The sequence below is a fragment of the Vibrio sp. 10N.286.51.B11 genome, assembly GCF_041469245.1.
GTDB lineage: Bacteria > Pseudomonadota > Gammaproteobacteria > Enterobacterales > Vibrionaceae > Vibrio > Vibrio crassostreae_C.
Map to the genome: position 1 here is coordinate 171555 of NZ_JBFRKI010000007.1, position 14720 is coordinate 186274.

The window sequence follows — 14720 nt, forward strand, 5'->3', positions numbered from 1 at the left end:
GATGCCATGAAGCAGGTAAAGACACTAGGTGTCGCATCATAAATCGTAGTATCTCGTCCGTCACAATCTAAAAGGTATACATCATTTATAACTGCCAGAATCCGAGCTCGACGCCACCTTGAATGACAATGGCACACATCCCGTGACGTGGTAACTCCATTGGCGGCACCGCAACTTCGGCGCCTAGTTTCTCGGCTGCAGTTACTGCAGACTGAATATCCTCAACCAACGTGTAATGACGAACAGTTGGTTCTTCAGTTTCACGAAGCGGTGCTCGAATGCCAATTACCCCGCCATTAGATAGCTTTGCAGTGCGCGCCCCACCAAGGTTCACATCTGCACCACTGAATTTCACGTTGTAGAGCTGAGCGTATGTTGCACAAACGACATCGACCTCTGGGGTAACCACTTCAAGATATTGAACCTTCATCAAATTTCCTTCTCGTGTTCTTTAAGACTCTCAACCTGCATACAGCTGTGCAGGTGTTTCTCATCAATAATTTATTACTAAACAATTCGACCGCGCATGATAAATTGCGGGCCTGCTGCGCCACCTAAATACTGTTGATTGATATCTTCGAAGCCGCCTTTCTTATAACAGTTGAATGCTGCCGGATTTTTGCAATTCACAGTTAAGTAAATCGACTCATACGCTGAGTAATTCGCTTTTAAATACGGAAACAAAGCCTTCACCGTGCCTGTTCCTAAACCTTTACCTTGCTGGTTTTTATCAAGCACAAAAGCTCTCAAGCCAATGCTTCCTTCAGGGCAGAATTCGTAGTGCTCTGCGTAAGCGATATCCAGCTTAAAGAAACCCACAACTTCGTTATCAGACTTAATCACGTGCAAGTGCGTCTTTTCACTGCCGTCTAATAAAAACTCTGCAGCTGTACCAGCGAACTTAACCTGTTCATCGGCGAGTTGGATGGCCTGAACTAACGCCACATGTGAATCTTCAAGCCTTTCGATAGTTATCATTGTTGTTCCTTCTGTATAACACGCACGAAAAACCGACTAGAGCTCATCGCTAGTGTCTCGAGAACCGTAGTTTGGGAAATGCAACCTTAGTACTCAGTTAATACGTTTAGTCCATCCAATAATTTAGAGCAAAGACCAGCATTTGGTATCCAACCAAAAGGTCATGACTTAATGAATATCTTGGCAGAGCCTAAAGAGATAACCGTCAGGAGTTTGAACGATGAACTGCTTCTGAGTCGCGATCGAATCCCCACATTGATAAGACTTTGACTCTAACGCTAAGTAAATAGAATCAGCGGCGCTTTCGTTAACTCTCTGATAAAGTGGTTCGATATCGATAACATCCCATTGGAAGTTAACACCACGCCCTAACGGAAACTCCAGATCACCTGAAAGCCATTTTCGACTTTTGCCCGCAATCCCTTCAAGCATCACATCAACACCGTCAAGCGTTAGATAAACAAACTCTTCATCTGAGCGCTCGTATTTCACTTCAAACCCCAACACATCGACAAAGAAGGATTTGCTCACATTAATATCGAAACAATAAAGCTCTGGAACTACTCGTAATGTCATGATTTACCTATTCACTAAATAGCGAGAGATTAGTAAGAATCTAATCAGGATTTCCACTCTAATATAGAGTTAATTAATCTGTGTACTTTAGCTAGCTTTATAAAGCCTTTCGTTAATCTCCCAAAGCGCGTTTCTGTTTGAGTCATATGTTAGAAGTTCAATAGCTTCTTGGTAGTCGCACCAACGGTAATCTGTGTGTTCACTTGATAGTTCAGGATCTTCTGTGACTTTAACTGAGAAGGAATGCTCAGGAATGACGAATGGATGCTCAGTCCAATTGTAATTCCCTGCATAAAAGACTTTTGGAAGCATGCACATTGAATCAAGCTGCTGCCAGTTATCACCGACTAACTGAGTTTCTTCAGAAAGCTCTCGTTTTGCTGCTTCAAGAATTGATTCATCATTTTCGCCACCACCGGATATTGCCTGCCATACACTATTGTCACTTCTGCGTACGATTAAAAACCGAGGTTTGGTGTCGACTATTTGATAGGGAAAGACTAAAACTTGAAAAGGTGCTCTCATTGATATGCCCTCCAATCGTTCACGTTTACGGCGCTAACTTCCCAAGGATGACCGGGTCGCTCAACAGATTCGTCAGAGGAAGAAACAATGGCTCAGGTAACTCATCTAGCTTAAACCATTTCCATTGCTTACATTTATCAGGCTCTGTCACCTGTGGTTTGCCGCTAGCATCAGAAGCCACAACAAACAGCGTTATATAGTGCTTGTTCTCTTTCTCAAAAATATCATTGGTAAAAGAGAGCTTTTCAAATCCACTAACAACGAGGCCAGTCTCTTCGAGTGTTTCGCGTTTGGCACACTCTTCAATGCTCTCACCCCATTCAAGGTGTCCGCCCGGCGTTGCCCACGTATGAGCTCCGTGAGAACCAATTCGCTCTCCAAGTAACACTCGCCCTTCACGTAGAATAACCGCAGCGATACCTACTCTTACTTCCTGACTCACTTAAAACTCCTTAATTCTTACCAAAAGACAAACGAACAGCTAAGTGACTAACAATGCCGAGATTACGCTCAAACTTACCACTAGCGCCAAGCCGAGTTAAATACCAAATGTTGAGAATGATCTCGTAAAGCTCTGTCGATCACACCCAAGGAAACACTTTTACTTGCTGCCATCTAGCCTTATAACCAGCGGTCATTTTGTTGTAGTTCGCTTCTGTCATTGCTCGCTTATTCGGTTTAATCAGCATATCAAACGCGTCCTCTACACCGTATGGTGCAAACAACTTGATATCGCCTGAATCATCCAGAGTAAACCCGATAGCAAGCGCAGAAAGCCAAGACTTGATACCTTGTTCAACACGATCGTATGGTTGAATCAAGCAACCGAACTTCTTAGCGTAACGCTCATGGATGGTCGCTTGGTTCTTTACATCCACGTCGACACGATGACTTAACCGCGAACGAATGCGGTTTTTGAATTCGTCCTCAGTGAGGGCTGATGCATTATTGAAATAGACAATATCTAAGTCTTTAACTTGGTCTAGAAGCGGTTTGTTTTCGATATCATTCCAGATTATTTGAGTGATGGCGCCGCCTGCAATATAGAAGTTTGGCAAACCCACCTCACGACATACGTTGGCTGTTTCGATTAGCTCAGGAACTTGTTGAATGAGGTTCTTGAGTTTTTGTTTATTCATCATTCCCTTTTTATCTAATCACGAATCGTACATTGCCCAACGGAAATAAGGTCTTTGACCATCCATTCGCTCAACCTTTGCACCCAACCTTTTGTAGAAATCATGCGCTTTCTTATTGTGCGGACTTGCCGTCCATGAGATGTGAGAGGCGGATGATGACTTCGCTTGTTAACAGACAAGAATGCCGCGCATTGCGAATCAGCTTACAGTGCTCTCAGGTTTTTGTTTCGCAGACGTTATTGCTTGAGCTATTTTGGCCCTGTGGTTTATTTCCCACTCAGCGAGTGTTAATGACGCCTCTTTACTCGCTTTCTGTGAAGCCATTAAAAACACTTCGTCTTTTCTGGGTTTAGGAATAACGACAATACCCTCTACATCGGCAACAATGATATCTCCCGTAGAGACCTTTGCTCCGCCGCAAGTGATTGGAGCGCCCAATTCAGAATAGACCTCTTTCTTTCCCGGAACTGGATGAACACCTTTCGCAAAAACTGGAAACTTCATATCTGAAATTTCAGTCAAATCTCGAATGACACCATCAATAATAAAGCCTTTGATACCTCGACTCTTCGCGACTGCGCATACATTACCGCCGGCTACAGCATATTCGCTATCAACGCCATCTACTACAATGATCGAACCTTCTGGTGCTTCGTATATGGCTGAATGAAGCATTAAATTATCACCAGACGTTAACTGGACAGTAAACGCTTCTCCACAAATTCGCGGCATTCCCTGCCAAAGAGGACCAATACTAAAGTCAATAAAGTGATCGTTACTTAGTATATTTCCGTACTCGGTTGTCGCTAATTTAGAAAAATCTGTCTTCATATTTACTCTCCACTTTCAAAGTGGGCAAATACTTCTGCGCCAGTCATATTTTGTGTTTCATTTTTAAATTCGTAGTATTCGGGCTTTTCATCGATGAATATCTGATGAGTTAACTTGTAGTCATCCCCAGACATCAATAAACCGACAGGAAGATGATACTGATTATTTGGCACCAAAAAGTAAAACAAGTGAGTACCACATTTACCGCAGAACCCTCTCTCAGCCCAATCGGATGACTTATATCTCACTACATTTGATTCACCTGATATTTTGACGGAATCAGAGCAATCAATGACTAACATCGGACCGCCAGACCAATTTCTACACATACTACAATGACAAGCCCCCAATTCATTACTGGCGTACTCTACTTCCAACTCAACCGAGCCACATAGGCACTTTCCTTTACCTTTCATGAATCCTCCAATCTTTGCAATGTGTGTAAAATGAATAGCAGATAACGCTTTTTATACCGATGACTTAATAAGAAAGGCTATTTTTTGTTTCCCTTCTTCGACAGATACGCGGCATACTTTTTAGAGATCCATTTATGAATATGAAGCCCTGTTTTACGAAAAAGATACAAATCTATAGCAGCTAGAATCACCAAACCGATTACAGTTCCCATTATAAAACCTCCATGCACACTGAAATGCCACTCTACCAAATAGTTAAGAAAGGCACCGTGAACCTAAACAAACTATTAAGACTAGATATGAAAGTTGCTTTAACTCGGGGAAAATGACGAGGCATAACGCTTAGCTACGCTGTAAGTGGATGTATGCCATGTCTGAGCGAAGCGAGTTCGGCACGCGTTTACGAATCAGATTTAGGCGCCTCGTTATATGTTTTACTTACTAATATGCCAAGCCATTACGCCACTAGCAATAAGTAAAAATATTCCTATCAATCCGACATTAACTGCAAAACTTACTTTATTAGTTTCGTCTTGAAAGTCATTGGTTCGGGACACAAGTTCACGATGAATCATTAACGACAAAAAGTCTTGATCAGCTAGATTGTTACCATCAAATGTAATGCCTGCCAATACAACAAGTAAAACCCCGCTATATGCAATGTAGTCAACCAAGTCTATTGTGGATAGGTAATCAAAAAAATTGCGAGAAATTAGCAGAGCTACCGAGATCACAACAAGATAAGATAAAATCCCTTTGAGAAAACCCTTCATTGAAACTCCCTGTACATATAACAGCTATCAGACAGCAAAATTCTGCACTTAACTCCAGAATAATTTTGTCTAGTTTCTAAGATAGATAAGTAATATACAACCAAGCCATTGCATAGCAATGACTTATGTCACAGCTAATTTCAGGCGTGTGAAAAACCGCCTACTTTAGTTCATCTGGAATGCGGCGATCTTTGTGGTAATACTCTCGGTCGCGTTCGTTGATTTCGCGTACCACTTTGCATGGGTTGCCGACTGCGACGACATTGGCTGGGATGTCTTTGGTGACGATGCTGCCTGCGCCTATTACTGAGTTTTCACCAATGGTGACACCGGGAACTACGACTGTGTGCGCGCCAAGCCATACGTTGTTACCAATACGAACGGGAACATTGAACTGCGCTGCTTTTAGCCTGAGTTCTGGGCTGATGGGATGTGTGCCAGTGGCAATGGTCACGTTAGGCGCTATCATCACGTTGTCGCCGATGAATACGTCTGTGTCGTCGACCAGAGTCAGATTAAAGTTCACGTATACGTTGTTGCCTAGGTGCGTGTGACGCCCCCAGTTCGCATGTAATGGTGGTTCAATGTAGCAGCCCTCACCGACTTCGGCGAACAACTGCTTCATGATTTGTTGTCGTTTATCACCTTCGCTCGGGCGAGTATGGTTGAAATCGTATAGCACTTCTAAGCATTGAGTTTGCTCAGCAACCAAATCAACGTCGTCACAGTAGTAAACGTCTTGGCTGTGCATTTTAGCCTTTATATCCATGTTTGAACCTATTTGATCATTGCCTTATGTCGGCATAAATAAAGAAACAGATGGATAATTTGAAGTTTTCACTGGCCTTAATGCAAGTTGGATGAATTAACGCGGCCTGATGTTTTCAGCCACACGCCACAGCACACCACTTGGGTCAGTGATACAAAACTCAAGCATTCCCCAAGGCTGTTCAACAACCTCGGAAACGTTGACTTCAAATTCCGACACTACATTAGAGTTTTGAATGTGTTGATACCAACTTTTTACGTCTTCAACCAGCAAGTGCATCATGTAATTGTGACAGTGCGCAGGTTCATAAAAATTTTGCAGAAGGAACGCACAACTGCCGTGTCGTAGATAGGCGATATCGTGAAATTCAGACATCACTTCGAAGCCGATTGACTGGTAAAAACGCTTAGATAAATCGAAGTCTTTCGCGGGCACGAAAGACTTAATTTCTGAGACTTTGAGGTTTTCCATCCTAGATCCTTATAGTGCTGATATTCTGGTCCTGACACGCTTAACGCTTTAAGTGGTTACAGCGTTTATTCAGAGTCTTGCTGAAATGAGTCGACTTCGGCTTTAGTTAGATAACGCCACTGTCCTGCTTCAACATCCAAACGAACGTCACCAATCTGTTCACGGTGTAGGCCAACAACTCGATTCCCGACCGCAGCAAACATTCGTTTTACTTGATGAAACTTGCCTTCTGTAATGGTCAACAGCACTTCTTTACTGGTAATCACCTCGAGCTCTGCCGGACGCGTCGGCTTTTGTTCGCCCTGCAATTGAATGCCCGCTTTAAACTTATCAGCGACATCGTCTTTGATGTCTCGTGACAATGTCACGCGATACACCTTCTTACAAGACTTGGTTGGCAGCGTAATATTGAATGACCAGCGCCCATCATCGGTAATTAAGACTAAACCTGTGGTGTCGGCATCTAAGCGCCCTGCGATGTGCAGTTCTGATGCTTTGTCTATCTCGATGTAGTTAAACAATGAAGGATAAACTTCATCGACATTAGAACAGATAGTACCCGCAGGCTTGTGCATTAAGAGGTATCGAAATTCACGCAATTTAAGCGGCATGCCATTAAACAAGATGGCGTTGGTTTCATGAACCTGAGTCGATTCATCGGTGACTGTTTCACTGTTTACGTTCACCTCGCCATTATGGATGCGTTCAATCGCTTCAGGCTTGGTTAGGTCAGTGCTTTTACATAGGTATTTATCAAGGCGCATTAATCGTCGGCACCACATTTAGCACAAGGCTTGTAAGTTCGTTCACCTTGCTCGATAACCACATAGTCACCAACGCACTTGTCACATAAAGCGAGCTTTGGGTAAGCCTCTTTTTGTTTCTTTGCGTTAATGTTGCCTTCGGTGGTGTATACGGTTCTCATCCCGATGCCTTTGTTTGAATAACGTGAGAGGCGCAAATTGTATCACTGTTTACAGCTTTGATTGGAGTGGCGGTTCATAGATAAATTGATTTTAAGTACCGCTATTCCAAGATCCCTCCCCGTAACGGCTTAACCATGAACAACAAAATCAACGTGCCACGCCTATCAGTGGTAAAATGATAAAAGCTCACCAACTTATGAAGTCGATAATGAAAGATTGTAATCAATGCGGAAAATGCTGTATCAAATACGGAGATGGCGACCTTGCCGCGACTCAAGAAGAGATCGATTTGTGGGAGTTGTTCAACCCAGACATCTTTGAATATGTTCGAGGAAGCGAGATCTGGTTCGACCCTGAATCTGGTGAACGTTTAACTCGCTGCCCTTTTCTGGAGCTGGTTCCGACGAAAGACACCAAGGCTCAAGCCAAGTACACATGTAGCATTTACTTAGACCGACCAGAAGATTGCCGACACTACCCAAGCCTAATTAATGAGATGGTACGAGATGAGTGTGAAATGATTGAGGTGGTGGATTTACAAGACACGAAGAAAGCTCAAAGGAAACTCGACCTGTTGATGAAAGACAGCCGCCCTTCAAGCTATTCGTAAGCGATGATCTTTTGAAGATCAATCTTCAGTATTAGCTAGTAGCCGCTAAAACCTTAAGCCAAATACTGGTTCGCTTCTAACCAATCAAGCGCAACCAGTGCCGCCAATGAGCATACCGCTCTGTCGTTGCCATCCACAAACTTAAGCTCTTCAATTTCGGCATCCGGAGACAGTTCGCCAGTATAATCAGCAAGATAGCAAGTCAATTGCACCGATACGCCTTCCGCTTTGCCATCAGCTTGGCCTGTAAACGTCTCGACGTATTTGATGGAGTCAGGCACTAAATCAACTGAGATCTCTTCTTTGATTTCGCGAACCAGTGCTTGCTCATCACTTTCGCCAGCTTCACGCTTACCACCTGGTAGATAGAACAGTTCTTTGCCTTTTGATCTGACCATCAACAGCTTGCCGTCTTTGATGAATATCCAAGCCAGCTTATCAATTACCTTATGCATGTCGTTAGACCTTATTTCTGTTTTAGTTCTCGTTCTTACTGAATCAAGCCACACCATTAGTCGCGACCAAACAAAGCCTGGGTATGTTACACGCTGGAAGGAATATACTCTATTGAATCGAATAGGAAATATCATCGCCAAAACGAAAAATGACAGCGTTCGAGACAATTCTCGTCAACTGTCATCGGCGTTGTTTACGGATTGCTTTCTAGTTGTTCGTAGATAGAATCAATCGACTAGCCACTTAAGCGCAGAGTCATGGTCTTCGAATGACTTAATCTCACCGGACACAAACCAACTGCCGACTTTTGATGCCATTTCTTGCCAGCTTTTATCACCATAAATCGCGATTTTGTCTATCTTCGAATTGAGCTCTAATCCCAATTTGAAATCATCCCAAGCTGCACGTAACTCCCATCCTGTTAAGGTTGAGATATCGACCAGCATCTTGAGTTTAGATGAATCGAGTTCTTCTAGCGTGGTATTTAGAATTGGCATCATTGCCTGATAGTCATCGTGTGTGAGTTTGCCTTTCGCTTTGAACACAACGATGGTTTCACCGCTAACACGTTCAATTCCAACCGATATTCCGTGACGTTCGACACTCATAACCTAGCCCTCATAGTGGAAACTAGAGTTAGCTTAGAGGATTAAACAGCAAAGAGATGAGAGGTTTACGTCAAAACGGACAAGCGCTTTATCTGAACTTAATATCAGAGAGTTAATCGCGCTACTCCAACAGTTCGCTTAGGTTTTGAACTTGTACGATATTCGGATGCTCTGACTTAAGATCAACTCCTTCCGTATTCAACCACACCGCTTGCAAACCCGCTTCAAGTGCTGGGTAAATGTCTTTCTCTAGAGTGTCGCCTACCATGGTGATCTCTTGTGGTGAAACACCGAGCTTAGAAATAATGGCAGGATAGAACCCCGACTCGAACTTAGAAAAGCCAATGCTCGCCTTACAAAAGTAACCCAAGATATATTGAGACAGGCCAACACGCTCAAAGGCTCGAATGATGTCGTCTTTACTGGAATCACCAGCATTGGTAGCAACATAAACTAGATGAGTTTTCGACAACTCCCCCAGTAATGCACGAGCACCACTCACTTCTTGTACGGTTTCCCAGTCACACATCTTCCCTTGTGCGTCTGGCAAATCGACCATCAGCGTATTGCCCCAGTCGAATAAGACTATTTCTGTTAATTCGATTAGCTTTGTCATCTTGCCTCCTGCATACGATGAATTATCTAATGTTTAAGCGAGCCTATAAAAACTTCTCGGACGGTTAGGCTCATTATGGACAACCTTGTTACTGTTTATGGAGCACGATCTTCTAAACACAAAATACCCTTTATTGATAAACCACTTTGAAACGCTCCAACATAAGTAACATGTCTTCACTTGGTGAGATCTTGAGCTCTTCACATTCACGAGAGAAGAAGTTCCAGTGAGCTTCTTTCCACCATTCGAGTGTTTTGTCACCCTCGCCTTCGGCAGCAGCAAACTCCGCCGTCACTTCGTTATATTTGCACTGTGAGACTGAAGTGATCTCTACAATGCAAACTGGCTTGCCATCCCAGTCAGTGACGACTTGCAAGTGACCAACTACTGGTCTCGTCTCGCCTTCATGGCTGTACCAATATTCAAGGCTGCAAGACGCTTTTTTTTCACCCTTGAGAATTAACTGGGCGCAGAGGTTGGCGTTGTATTCATCAGCACAGTAATAGTCGGCACTAAAAGAGGTGTATTGCGAAGCAACGTCTGCTGGTAATGTGTTGAGGTAGCTATCAAGATAAGCTTTGCTTCTTTCTTCCATGATCTTTCCAAATTCAATATCAGGTTGAGCCGATAAACACTTATAGATTAAGCATCTGGCTGCATTGGGAGTAACCTATCAAGTCAGGTTATTGCTGTAAACCGAGTGAATATCAAAATGTGGGCTGAGAAAGAAGAATATAGGTAGGATTTCGAGGCCAGTACAAGGAGATCCAAAAAGTGAAAGAAGAACCAAAAGCACCTTTAGTCGGTGCTTTTGGCTCTTAGTATCTCGTTACTAATAGCTCGTAACTGACGGGGTATTAACGGTTCAAGAAGTCGACCGCTTTGTCTGGGAAGTCGGTAAACACACCATCAACTTTGACTTGGTTGTAGAAGACATCCAACATGCCATCAAAGTTATCAGCATAAGCTGGGATTCTTCCTGGGTCAGCACGGAACGTGTACGGGTGAACATCTAAGCCCGCGTCTTTTGCTGACTTCATTAACGGTTTAATAATGATGTTATCTTTGGTCGATGCATCGTCCACCAACATTGGCTTCCAAGGGCCTATTCCTTCCGCATAAGACGCCACTTTTTCCATGCCACCAGCTTCAAACATCCAGTCGTAACTGTACGGTGTTGCTTTGTCACCTTGGTACGTCATGGTTTCATTCCAATCTGTATAAGCCATCAACTGAACGAGCTTAAGATCCATTTCCATCGCTGGCATGAGCTCATCGTTAATGCGTTGAAGTTCATTGGCGTCAAAACACTGCAAATACACTTTGTCGTCTTTTGATAGGTAACCATATTGATGCAAGGTCGCAAGTACCGCTTTGGAGATGTCTTTGCCTTCGTGACGATGGAACCAAGGTGCTTTAATTTCAGGATAGATGCCGACGTCATAACCTAAGGTCTTATTTAGGCCTTGGATCAGCTCGATCTCTTCTGCAAAGGTAGCGACACGAAAATCAGACTGCCACATTGGGAAGCGCGTTGGGTACCCTGCCACTCTTTTACCTTGGTCATCGAGGTTAAAGCCTTCGGTCACTTTCAGGGATTTAATCTCAGCGAGCGTAAAATCAATCGCGTAGTAGCGGCCATCTGCGCGAGCGCGTGTTGGAAAGCGATCCGCGACATCGGTGACGCGGTCTAGATAATGATCATGCAAAACCACTAATTGGTCGTCTTTGGTCATCACGACATCTTGTTCGATGTAGTCGGGTTTCATTGCGTAAGCGAGCGCTTTAGCGGGTAAAGTGTGTTCAGGTAAATAACCAGAAGCGCCGCGATGCGCAATCACTAAAGGATCTGCTAATGCATTTGCAGATAAGCTTAGTGCTAATAAGGTCAGAGACAGTGACGTTGTTTTCATTATTGTTTCCCTTGATAAAACAGAAGCAGGATATACCTGCCTCTGTTGTTATTTATAGATGTGATTCAGTAAATACACTACTGAGCTAGCGCTTCTCTCTCTCGTTCGAGATCTTTTTGTTTATGGTGCGCACGCTCACCTAAGAAGGCGTAAAGCAGACAGATGATTGAAGCCACACAAGCGCCGACCAAAATAATGAAGCCGCCATCCCAGCCGTAATGGTCAACCATAAAGCCGAGTATTGCGTTCGCAGCAACCGCGCCACCTAAGTAACCAAACAAACCCGTTAGACCAGCCGCTGTACCCGCTGCTTTCTTAGGCGCAAGTTCCAGTGCATACAAACCGATCAGCATTACAGGACCATAGATAAGGAAACCAATCGCAACCAGTGCCAGCATATCAACCGTTGGGTTACCTGCTGGATTCAGCCAATATACCAACACAGCGACTGTCACTAGAACCATGAACAAGATACCTGCAGGTGCACGTCGGCCTTTGAATAACTTATCTGAAATCCAACCACACAATAAGGTGCCAGGGATACCTGCCCACTCATACAAGAAGTAAGCCCAAGATGATTTATCTACAGAGAAGTCTTTTGCTTCTTTTAAGTAAACTGGAGCCCAATCGAGTACGCCATAGCGGATAAGGTAAACAAACGCATTGGCAATAGCGATTGACCACAACAGTTTGTTAGAGAAAACGTACTTAAAGAAGATCTCTTTCGCCGTCATTTCTTTCTCATGAGACGTATCGTAGTCGTCTGGGTAATCGTCTTTATGTTCTTCAATCGGTGGTAAGCCGCAAGATTGAGGTGTATCTCTTACAGTAAACCAAACAAAGACAGCAACGAGAGTGGCAAAAAATGCAGGAACATAAAAAGCGGTTCGCCAATCGTCGTTAAAAGCCCACAGCCCCAACAAGAACATTGGGCCAATCAAACCGCCACCCACGTTGTGAGCAACGTTCCATACTGACACTATCTCACCACGTTCTTTTCGTGACCACCAGTGGACCATGGTTCGTCCACAAGCTGGCCAACCCATACCTTGGAACCAACCATTCAAGAACAGCAGGATAAACATCGCAGTGATGCTGCCTGTTGCCCAAGGCATAAAGCCAAAGCAGAACATCACCAGTGCCGACATTAACAAGCCACCGCTGAGGAAGTAACGAGGGTTAGAACGGTCAGAAACACTGCCCATTAAGAACTTAGATAAGCCGTAAGCGATAGATACCGCCGCTAATGCAACCCCTAGTTCTCCACGGCTAAAACCTTGTTCAATGAGATAAGGCATCGCCAAACTAAAGTTTTTACGGACTAAGTAGTACCCCGCATAGCCAACGAAGATGCCAAGAAACAGCTGCCATCGTAGTCGTGTGTAGGTGCTATCGATCTTATCTGATGACAAGCGATCGATATGCGCCATAGGTTTGAATATTCCAAACATAGGAACCTCATAATTATTGGGCGAAGGAAGAATTTAAATGCTCGAACGAAAAAATTTAGCGCTCATTCGAAATCAAGGGAATTGTATGTGCTTCAGGATTAATTTCTGTGATAGAGGTAGTTATTAACAAAAAAATAACTTTAAATACAGCATATTAGTTTCATTTAATTAGACTGCGCTTCATATTTTTGTTTGTATCTGTTTAATTAAACATCAGAACTTTCGAGTACGAATAAATCCAAAAAGAGCGAGCGAACATAAATCAACCAACAACAACTTTGTTATTACTGCGAATGCATAGTGAATAACAACAATTTTGGTTGAATCTGTGGAGTTATGAAGGTGGTTTGGGCTATTGGTTAAAGAAGTTCGCTAAAATCAATGCAAACAAAAAGGGTCTAGATTTCTCTAGACCCTTTTAGGTAATAACGCTTGGTGGCTTGATGTTGGCTAATTAAGCAAACATTAGCTAATTACTCGAAGTATTAGCTAGCCACACGACGTGATTATGCGTCGATGTAAAAAGCTTCTACAGTGCCTTTTAGAGTAATAAGCATTGGCTGACCAAAACGATCTAGCGCTTTTGGAGAAGGGATCTTAACCCAACCTTCGCTGATGCAGTATTCTTCAACATCAGTACGCTCTTTACCATTTAGACGAATGCCGATTGGGTATTCGAAACACTCAGCAACGTGGTGTGGGCTGCGTGGGTTGCCTGCAAGATGATCTGGTAAAGCTGGTCTTGAATTAGTATCGCTCATGTTCATTACCTGTATGTACGTAAATAAAAAAAGTGCGTCATTCTAGTCAATATAGGCTTTGTGCTCAACAACTGCTGCAATAAATCGTCTTGATCGTTTTAATCAACAGCTAGTTGTTTGATTTAAAGGCGATATCGGCATGAGTTTCAACGAAAATTTAACAGGCTTATGCATTATGGATGAAAGGGAGAAATTCATTACTCGAACGGCAGATAAACTAATATCAGGCTTTTATTCCGAGCTTATCGATTAAGCTCAATACTCATCACTTTATGGTTCGGTTCTGATTCGATATTTACGATTGACCAACCTAGCCCTTGGTAGAGACCCATGATATTGGTGTACGCGTAGAGTTGAGTTTGCACTGCAGAAGAAACCTGTCTGACACCACGATTAATCAGTTCACTGGCAATGCCTTGACCGCGCCATTGAGGGTCGACAAACACAGCGTTGATCCACACTACATCACGAACTTGGTGAGGTTCTTGAAAATAGGAATACGCCAAGCCACCAATGACCACATTATCGCGAAGTACTGTTATTACTGGAGGGAGTTGTACGTTTTCTTTATATGTATCTTTAAACTTGAAATCAGACCATTCACTTTGAAATAAGCCCTCTAACTCATGCCAATAAGGTGAGTTTTCATCGCAATTTCTAAAGATTACTTTCTGCATTTTTCCGTCCTTTTAAAGAGAGTAATTCGGCTATCCTAGCCTTGTTTAATCTAAGTGTAGGTAAAGCTACTCTTCTTCGTCGTAATCGTCTGCTGGGTCTTGATTAATTTCTTCGCCGCATCCTAGGCATTCACCTTGCAGATCCGTAGGCATCACAATAATCAAACCACAATGAGGGCAAAGATCGCCTTGTTGAAACATCCTGTATTCCTTCTACTTAATGG

The 14720-nt window shown here is 43.3% G+C and carries 23 protein-coding genes and 1 pseudogene; 1 reads left to right on the forward strand and 23 read right to left on the reverse strand.

The genetic code is table 11. The features are described from left to right. Positions 1-85: 85 nt before the first annotated feature. From AB4154_RS03485 to AB4154_RS03550, 14 genes and pseudogenes are all read right to left on the reverse strand, one after another. Positions 86-430, reverse strand: a complete 345-nt coding sequence (locus AB4154_RS03485) for a VOC family protein (RefSeq protein WP_017061800.1) — start codon at positions 428-430, stop codon at positions 86-88. A 77-nt stretch (positions 431-507) separates the two neighbouring features. Then, positions 508-978 (reverse strand): GNAT family N-acetyltransferase, encoded by a 471-nt coding sequence (locus AB4154_RS03490; protein ID WP_372122192.1) that lies wholly within the window; start codon positions 976-978, stop codon positions 508-510. Between the two features lie 168 nt (positions 979-1146). Beyond that, complete coding sequence (locus tag AB4154_RS03495; protein WP_102333299.1) at positions 1147-1554, reverse strand: VOC family protein; 408 nt, start codon at positions 1552-1554, stop codon at positions 1147-1149. Positions 1555-1641: 87 nt separating this feature from the next. Further along, on the reverse strand, positions 1642-2079 hold the full coding sequence (locus tag AB4154_RS03500) for an NUDIX pyrophosphatase (RefSeq protein WP_102333298.1): 438 nt from the start codon (positions 2077-2079) through the stop codon (positions 1642-1644). 25 nt (positions 2080-2104) lie between these two features. Further along, positions 2105-2521: an NUDIX hydrolase gene (locus tag AB4154_RS03505; RefSeq protein ID WP_102333297.1), complete on the reverse strand. Its 417-nt coding sequence runs from the start codon at positions 2519-2521 to the stop codon at positions 2105-2107. Positions 2522-2660: 139 nt separating this feature from the next. Next, on the reverse strand, positions 2661-3218 hold the full coding sequence (locus AB4154_RS03510; protein WP_102333296.1) for a nucleotidyltransferase family protein: 558 nt from the start codon (positions 3216-3218) through the stop codon (positions 2661-2663). Between the two features lie 18 nt (positions 3219-3236). Continuing rightward, a pseudogene (locus AB4154_RS03515) lies at positions 3237-3386 on the reverse strand (GNAT family N-acetyltransferase); the annotation flags it as partial. Between the two features lie 30 nt (positions 3387-3416). Further along, on the reverse strand, positions 3417-4049 hold the full coding sequence (locus AB4154_RS03520; RefSeq protein ID WP_372122194.1) for an RraA family protein: 633 nt from the start codon (positions 4047-4049) through the stop codon (positions 3417-3419). A 2-nt stretch (positions 4050-4051) separates the two neighbouring features. Beyond that, the gene (locus AB4154_RS03525; protein ID WP_050645193.1) at positions 4052-4465 is read right to left on the reverse strand and encodes a GFA family protein; all 414 of its coding nucleotides are present in this window, start codon (positions 4463-4465) and stop codon (positions 4052-4054) included. 434 nt (positions 4466-4899) lie between these two features. Continuing rightward, on the reverse strand, positions 4900-5238 hold the full coding sequence (locus AB4154_RS03530; RefSeq protein WP_372122196.1) for a hypothetical protein: 339 nt from the start codon (positions 5236-5238) through the stop codon (positions 4900-4902). A 160-nt stretch (positions 5239-5398) separates the two neighbouring features. Next, positions 5399-6007 carry a sugar O-acetyltransferase gene (locus AB4154_RS03535; RefSeq protein WP_372122198.1) on the reverse strand — a complete coding sequence of 203 codons (609 nt, stop codon included), beginning with the start codon at positions 6005-6007 and terminating at the stop codon, positions 5399-5401. A gap of 96 nt (positions 6008-6103) precedes the next feature. Then, a complete protein-coding gene (locus AB4154_RS03540; protein ID WP_017083580.1) occupies positions 6104-6478 on the reverse strand; it encodes a VOC family protein in 375 nt (124 codons plus the stop codon). Between the two features lie 65 nt (positions 6479-6543). Continuing rightward, entirely contained in the window at positions 6544-7242 is a 699-nt protein-coding gene (locus AB4154_RS03545; RefSeq protein ID WP_102333290.1) for a pseudouridine synthase, read from the reverse strand. Next, a complete protein-coding gene (locus AB4154_RS03550; RefSeq protein WP_017059212.1) occupies positions 7242-7403 on the reverse strand; it encodes a hypothetical protein in 162 nt (53 codons plus the stop codon). Before AB4154_RS03550 ends, AB4154_RS03545 begins: the two co-directional genes overlap by 1 nt. A gap of 209 nt (positions 7404-7612) precedes the next feature. Here AB4154_RS03550 and AB4154_RS03555 point away from each other — a divergent pair, with 209 nt between their 5' ends. Continuing rightward, a complete protein-coding gene (locus tag AB4154_RS03555) occupies positions 7613-8014 on the forward strand; it encodes a YkgJ family cysteine cluster protein (protein ID WP_017065706.1) in 402 nt (133 codons plus the stop codon). A 53-nt stretch (positions 8015-8067) separates the two neighbouring features. On the opposite strand, the gene AB4154_RS03560 is transcribed toward AB4154_RS03555, so the two are convergent. The 9 genes from AB4154_RS03560 to AB4154_RS03600 form a co-directional block, all read right to left on the reverse strand. Next, positions 8068-8469: an NUDIX domain-containing protein gene (locus tag AB4154_RS03560; protein ID WP_017059210.1), complete on the reverse strand. Its 402-nt coding sequence runs from the start codon at positions 8467-8469 to the stop codon at positions 8068-8070. A gap of 228 nt (positions 8470-8697) precedes the next feature. Continuing rightward, positions 8698-9078 (reverse strand): STAS/SEC14 domain-containing protein, encoded by a 381-nt coding sequence (locus tag AB4154_RS03565; protein ID WP_102428721.1) that lies wholly within the window; start codon positions 9076-9078, stop codon positions 8698-8700. Between the two features lie 121 nt (positions 9079-9199). Further along, positions 9200-9694, reverse strand: coding sequence for an HAD family hydrolase (locus AB4154_RS03570; protein ID WP_372122200.1), 495 nt, complete (start codon positions 9692-9694; stop codon positions 9200-9202). A gap of 130 nt (positions 9695-9824) precedes the next feature. Beyond that, positions 9825-10289 carry an ASCH domain-containing protein gene (locus AB4154_RS03575; protein ID WP_372122202.1) on the reverse strand — a complete coding sequence of 155 codons (465 nt, stop codon included), beginning with the start codon at positions 10287-10289 and terminating at the stop codon, positions 9825-9827. Between the two features lie 262 nt (positions 10290-10551). Next, on the reverse strand, positions 10552-11607 hold the full coding sequence (glpQ, locus tag AB4154_RS03580) for a glycerophosphodiester phosphodiesterase (protein ID WP_372122204.1): 1056 nt from the start codon (positions 11605-11607) through the stop codon (positions 10552-10554). A 77-nt stretch (positions 11608-11684) separates the two neighbouring features. Continuing rightward, positions 11685-13058: a glycerol-3-phosphate transporter gene (glpT, locus tag AB4154_RS03585; RefSeq protein ID WP_029235174.1), complete on the reverse strand. Its 1374-nt coding sequence runs from the start codon at positions 13056-13058 to the stop codon at positions 11685-11687. A gap of 506 nt (positions 13059-13564) precedes the next feature. Continuing rightward, positions 13565-13819, reverse strand: coding sequence for a DUF3297 family protein (locus AB4154_RS03590; RefSeq protein WP_017059204.1), 255 nt, complete (start codon positions 13817-13819; stop codon positions 13565-13567). A gap of 242 nt (positions 13820-14061) precedes the next feature. Then, positions 14062-14496, reverse strand: coding sequence for a GNAT family N-acetyltransferase (locus AB4154_RS03595; protein ID WP_017059203.1), 435 nt, complete (start codon positions 14494-14496; stop codon positions 14062-14064). Positions 14497-14562: 66 nt separating this feature from the next. Next, on the reverse strand, positions 14563-14697 hold the full coding sequence (locus AB4154_RS03600) for a hypothetical protein (protein WP_017059202.1): 135 nt from the start codon (positions 14695-14697) through the stop codon (positions 14563-14565). Between the last annotated feature and the right edge of the window lie 23 nt (positions 14698-14720).

What these genes read in the sequence shown, in the direction of transcription:
- AB4154_RS03485 (WP_017061800.1), bottom strand. Translation starts at nt 430, where the DNA reads ATGAAGGTTCAATATCTTGAAGTGGTTACCCCAGAGGTCGATGTCGTT.
- AB4154_RS03490 (WP_372122192.1), bottom strand. Translation starts at nt 978, where the DNA reads ATGATAACTATCGAAAGGCTTGAAGATTCACATGTGGCGTTAGTTCAG.
- AB4154_RS03495 (WP_102333299.1), bottom strand. Translation starts at nt 1,554, where the DNA reads ATGACATTACGAGTAGTTCCAGAGCTTTATTGTTTCGATATTAATGTG.
- AB4154_RS03500 (WP_102333298.1), bottom strand. Translation starts at nt 2,079, where the DNA reads ATGAGAGCACCTTTTCAAGTTTTAGTCTTTCCCTATCAAATAGTCGAC.
- AB4154_RS03510 (WP_102333296.1), bottom strand. Translation starts at nt 3,218, where the DNA reads ATGAATAAACAAAAACTCAAGAACCTCATTCAACAAGTTCCTGAGCTA.
- AB4154_RS03520 (WP_372122194.1), bottom strand. Translation starts at nt 4,049, where the DNA reads ATGAAGACAGATTTTTCTAAATTAGCGACAACCGAGTACGGAAATATA.
- AB4154_RS03525 (WP_050645193.1), bottom strand. Translation starts at nt 4,465, where the DNA reads ATGAAAGGTAAAGGAAAGTGCCTATGTGGCTCGGTTGAGTTGGAAGTA.
- AB4154_RS03530 (WP_372122196.1), bottom strand. Translation starts at nt 5,238, where the DNA reads ATGAAGGGTTTTCTCAAAGGGATTTTATCTTATCTTGTTGTGATCTCG.
- AB4154_RS03535 (WP_372122198.1), bottom strand. Translation starts at nt 6,007, where the DNA reads ATGGATATAAAGGCTAAAATGCACAGCCAAGACGTTTACTACTGTGAC.
- AB4154_RS03540 (WP_017083580.1), bottom strand. Translation starts at nt 6,478, where the DNA reads ATGGAAAACCTCAAAGTCTCAGAAATTAAGTCTTTCGTGCCCGCGAAA.
- AB4154_RS03545 (WP_102333290.1), bottom strand. Translation starts at nt 7,242, where the DNA reads ATGCGCCTTGATAAATACCTATGTAAAAGCACTGACCTAACCAAGCCT.
- AB4154_RS03550 (WP_017059212.1), bottom strand. Translation starts at nt 7,403, where the DNA reads ATGAGAACCGTATACACCACCGAAGGCAACATTAACGCAAAGAAACAA.
- AB4154_RS03555 (WP_017065706.1), top strand. Translation starts at nt 7,613, where the DNA reads ATGAAAGATTGTAATCAATGCGGAAAATGCTGTATCAAATACGGAGAT.
- AB4154_RS03560 (WP_017059210.1), bottom strand. Translation starts at nt 8,469, where the DNA reads ATGCATAAGGTAATTGATAAGCTGGCTTGGATATTCATCAAAGACGGC.
- AB4154_RS03565 (WP_102428721.1), bottom strand. Translation starts at nt 9,078, where the DNA reads ATGAGTGTCGAACGTCACGGAATATCGGTTGGAATTGAACGTGTTAGC.
- AB4154_RS03570 (WP_372122200.1), bottom strand. Translation starts at nt 9,694, where the DNA reads ATGACAAAGCTAATCGAATTAACAGAAATAGTCTTATTCGACTGGGGC.
- AB4154_RS03575 (WP_372122202.1), bottom strand. Translation starts at nt 10,289, where the DNA reads ATGGAAGAAAGAAGCAAAGCTTATCTTGATAGCTACCTCAACACATTA.
- glpQ (WP_372122204.1), bottom strand. Translation starts at nt 11,607, where the DNA reads ATGAAAACAACGTCACTGTCTCTGACCTTATTAGCACTAAGCTTATCT.
- glpT (WP_029235174.1), bottom strand. Translation starts at nt 13,058, where the DNA reads ATGTTTGGAATATTCAAACCTATGGCGCATATCGATCGCTTGTCATCA.
- AB4154_RS03590 (WP_017059204.1), bottom strand. Translation starts at nt 13,819, where the DNA reads ATGAGCGATACTAATTCAAGACCAGCTTTACCAGATCATCTTGCAGGC.
- AB4154_RS03595 (WP_017059203.1), bottom strand. Translation starts at nt 14,496, where the DNA reads ATGCAGAAAGTAATCTTTAGAAATTGCGATGAAAACTCACCTTATTGG.
- AB4154_RS03600 (WP_017059202.1), bottom strand. Translation starts at nt 14,697, where the DNA reads ATGTTTCAACAAGGCGATCTTTGCCCTCATTGTGGTTTGATTATTGTG.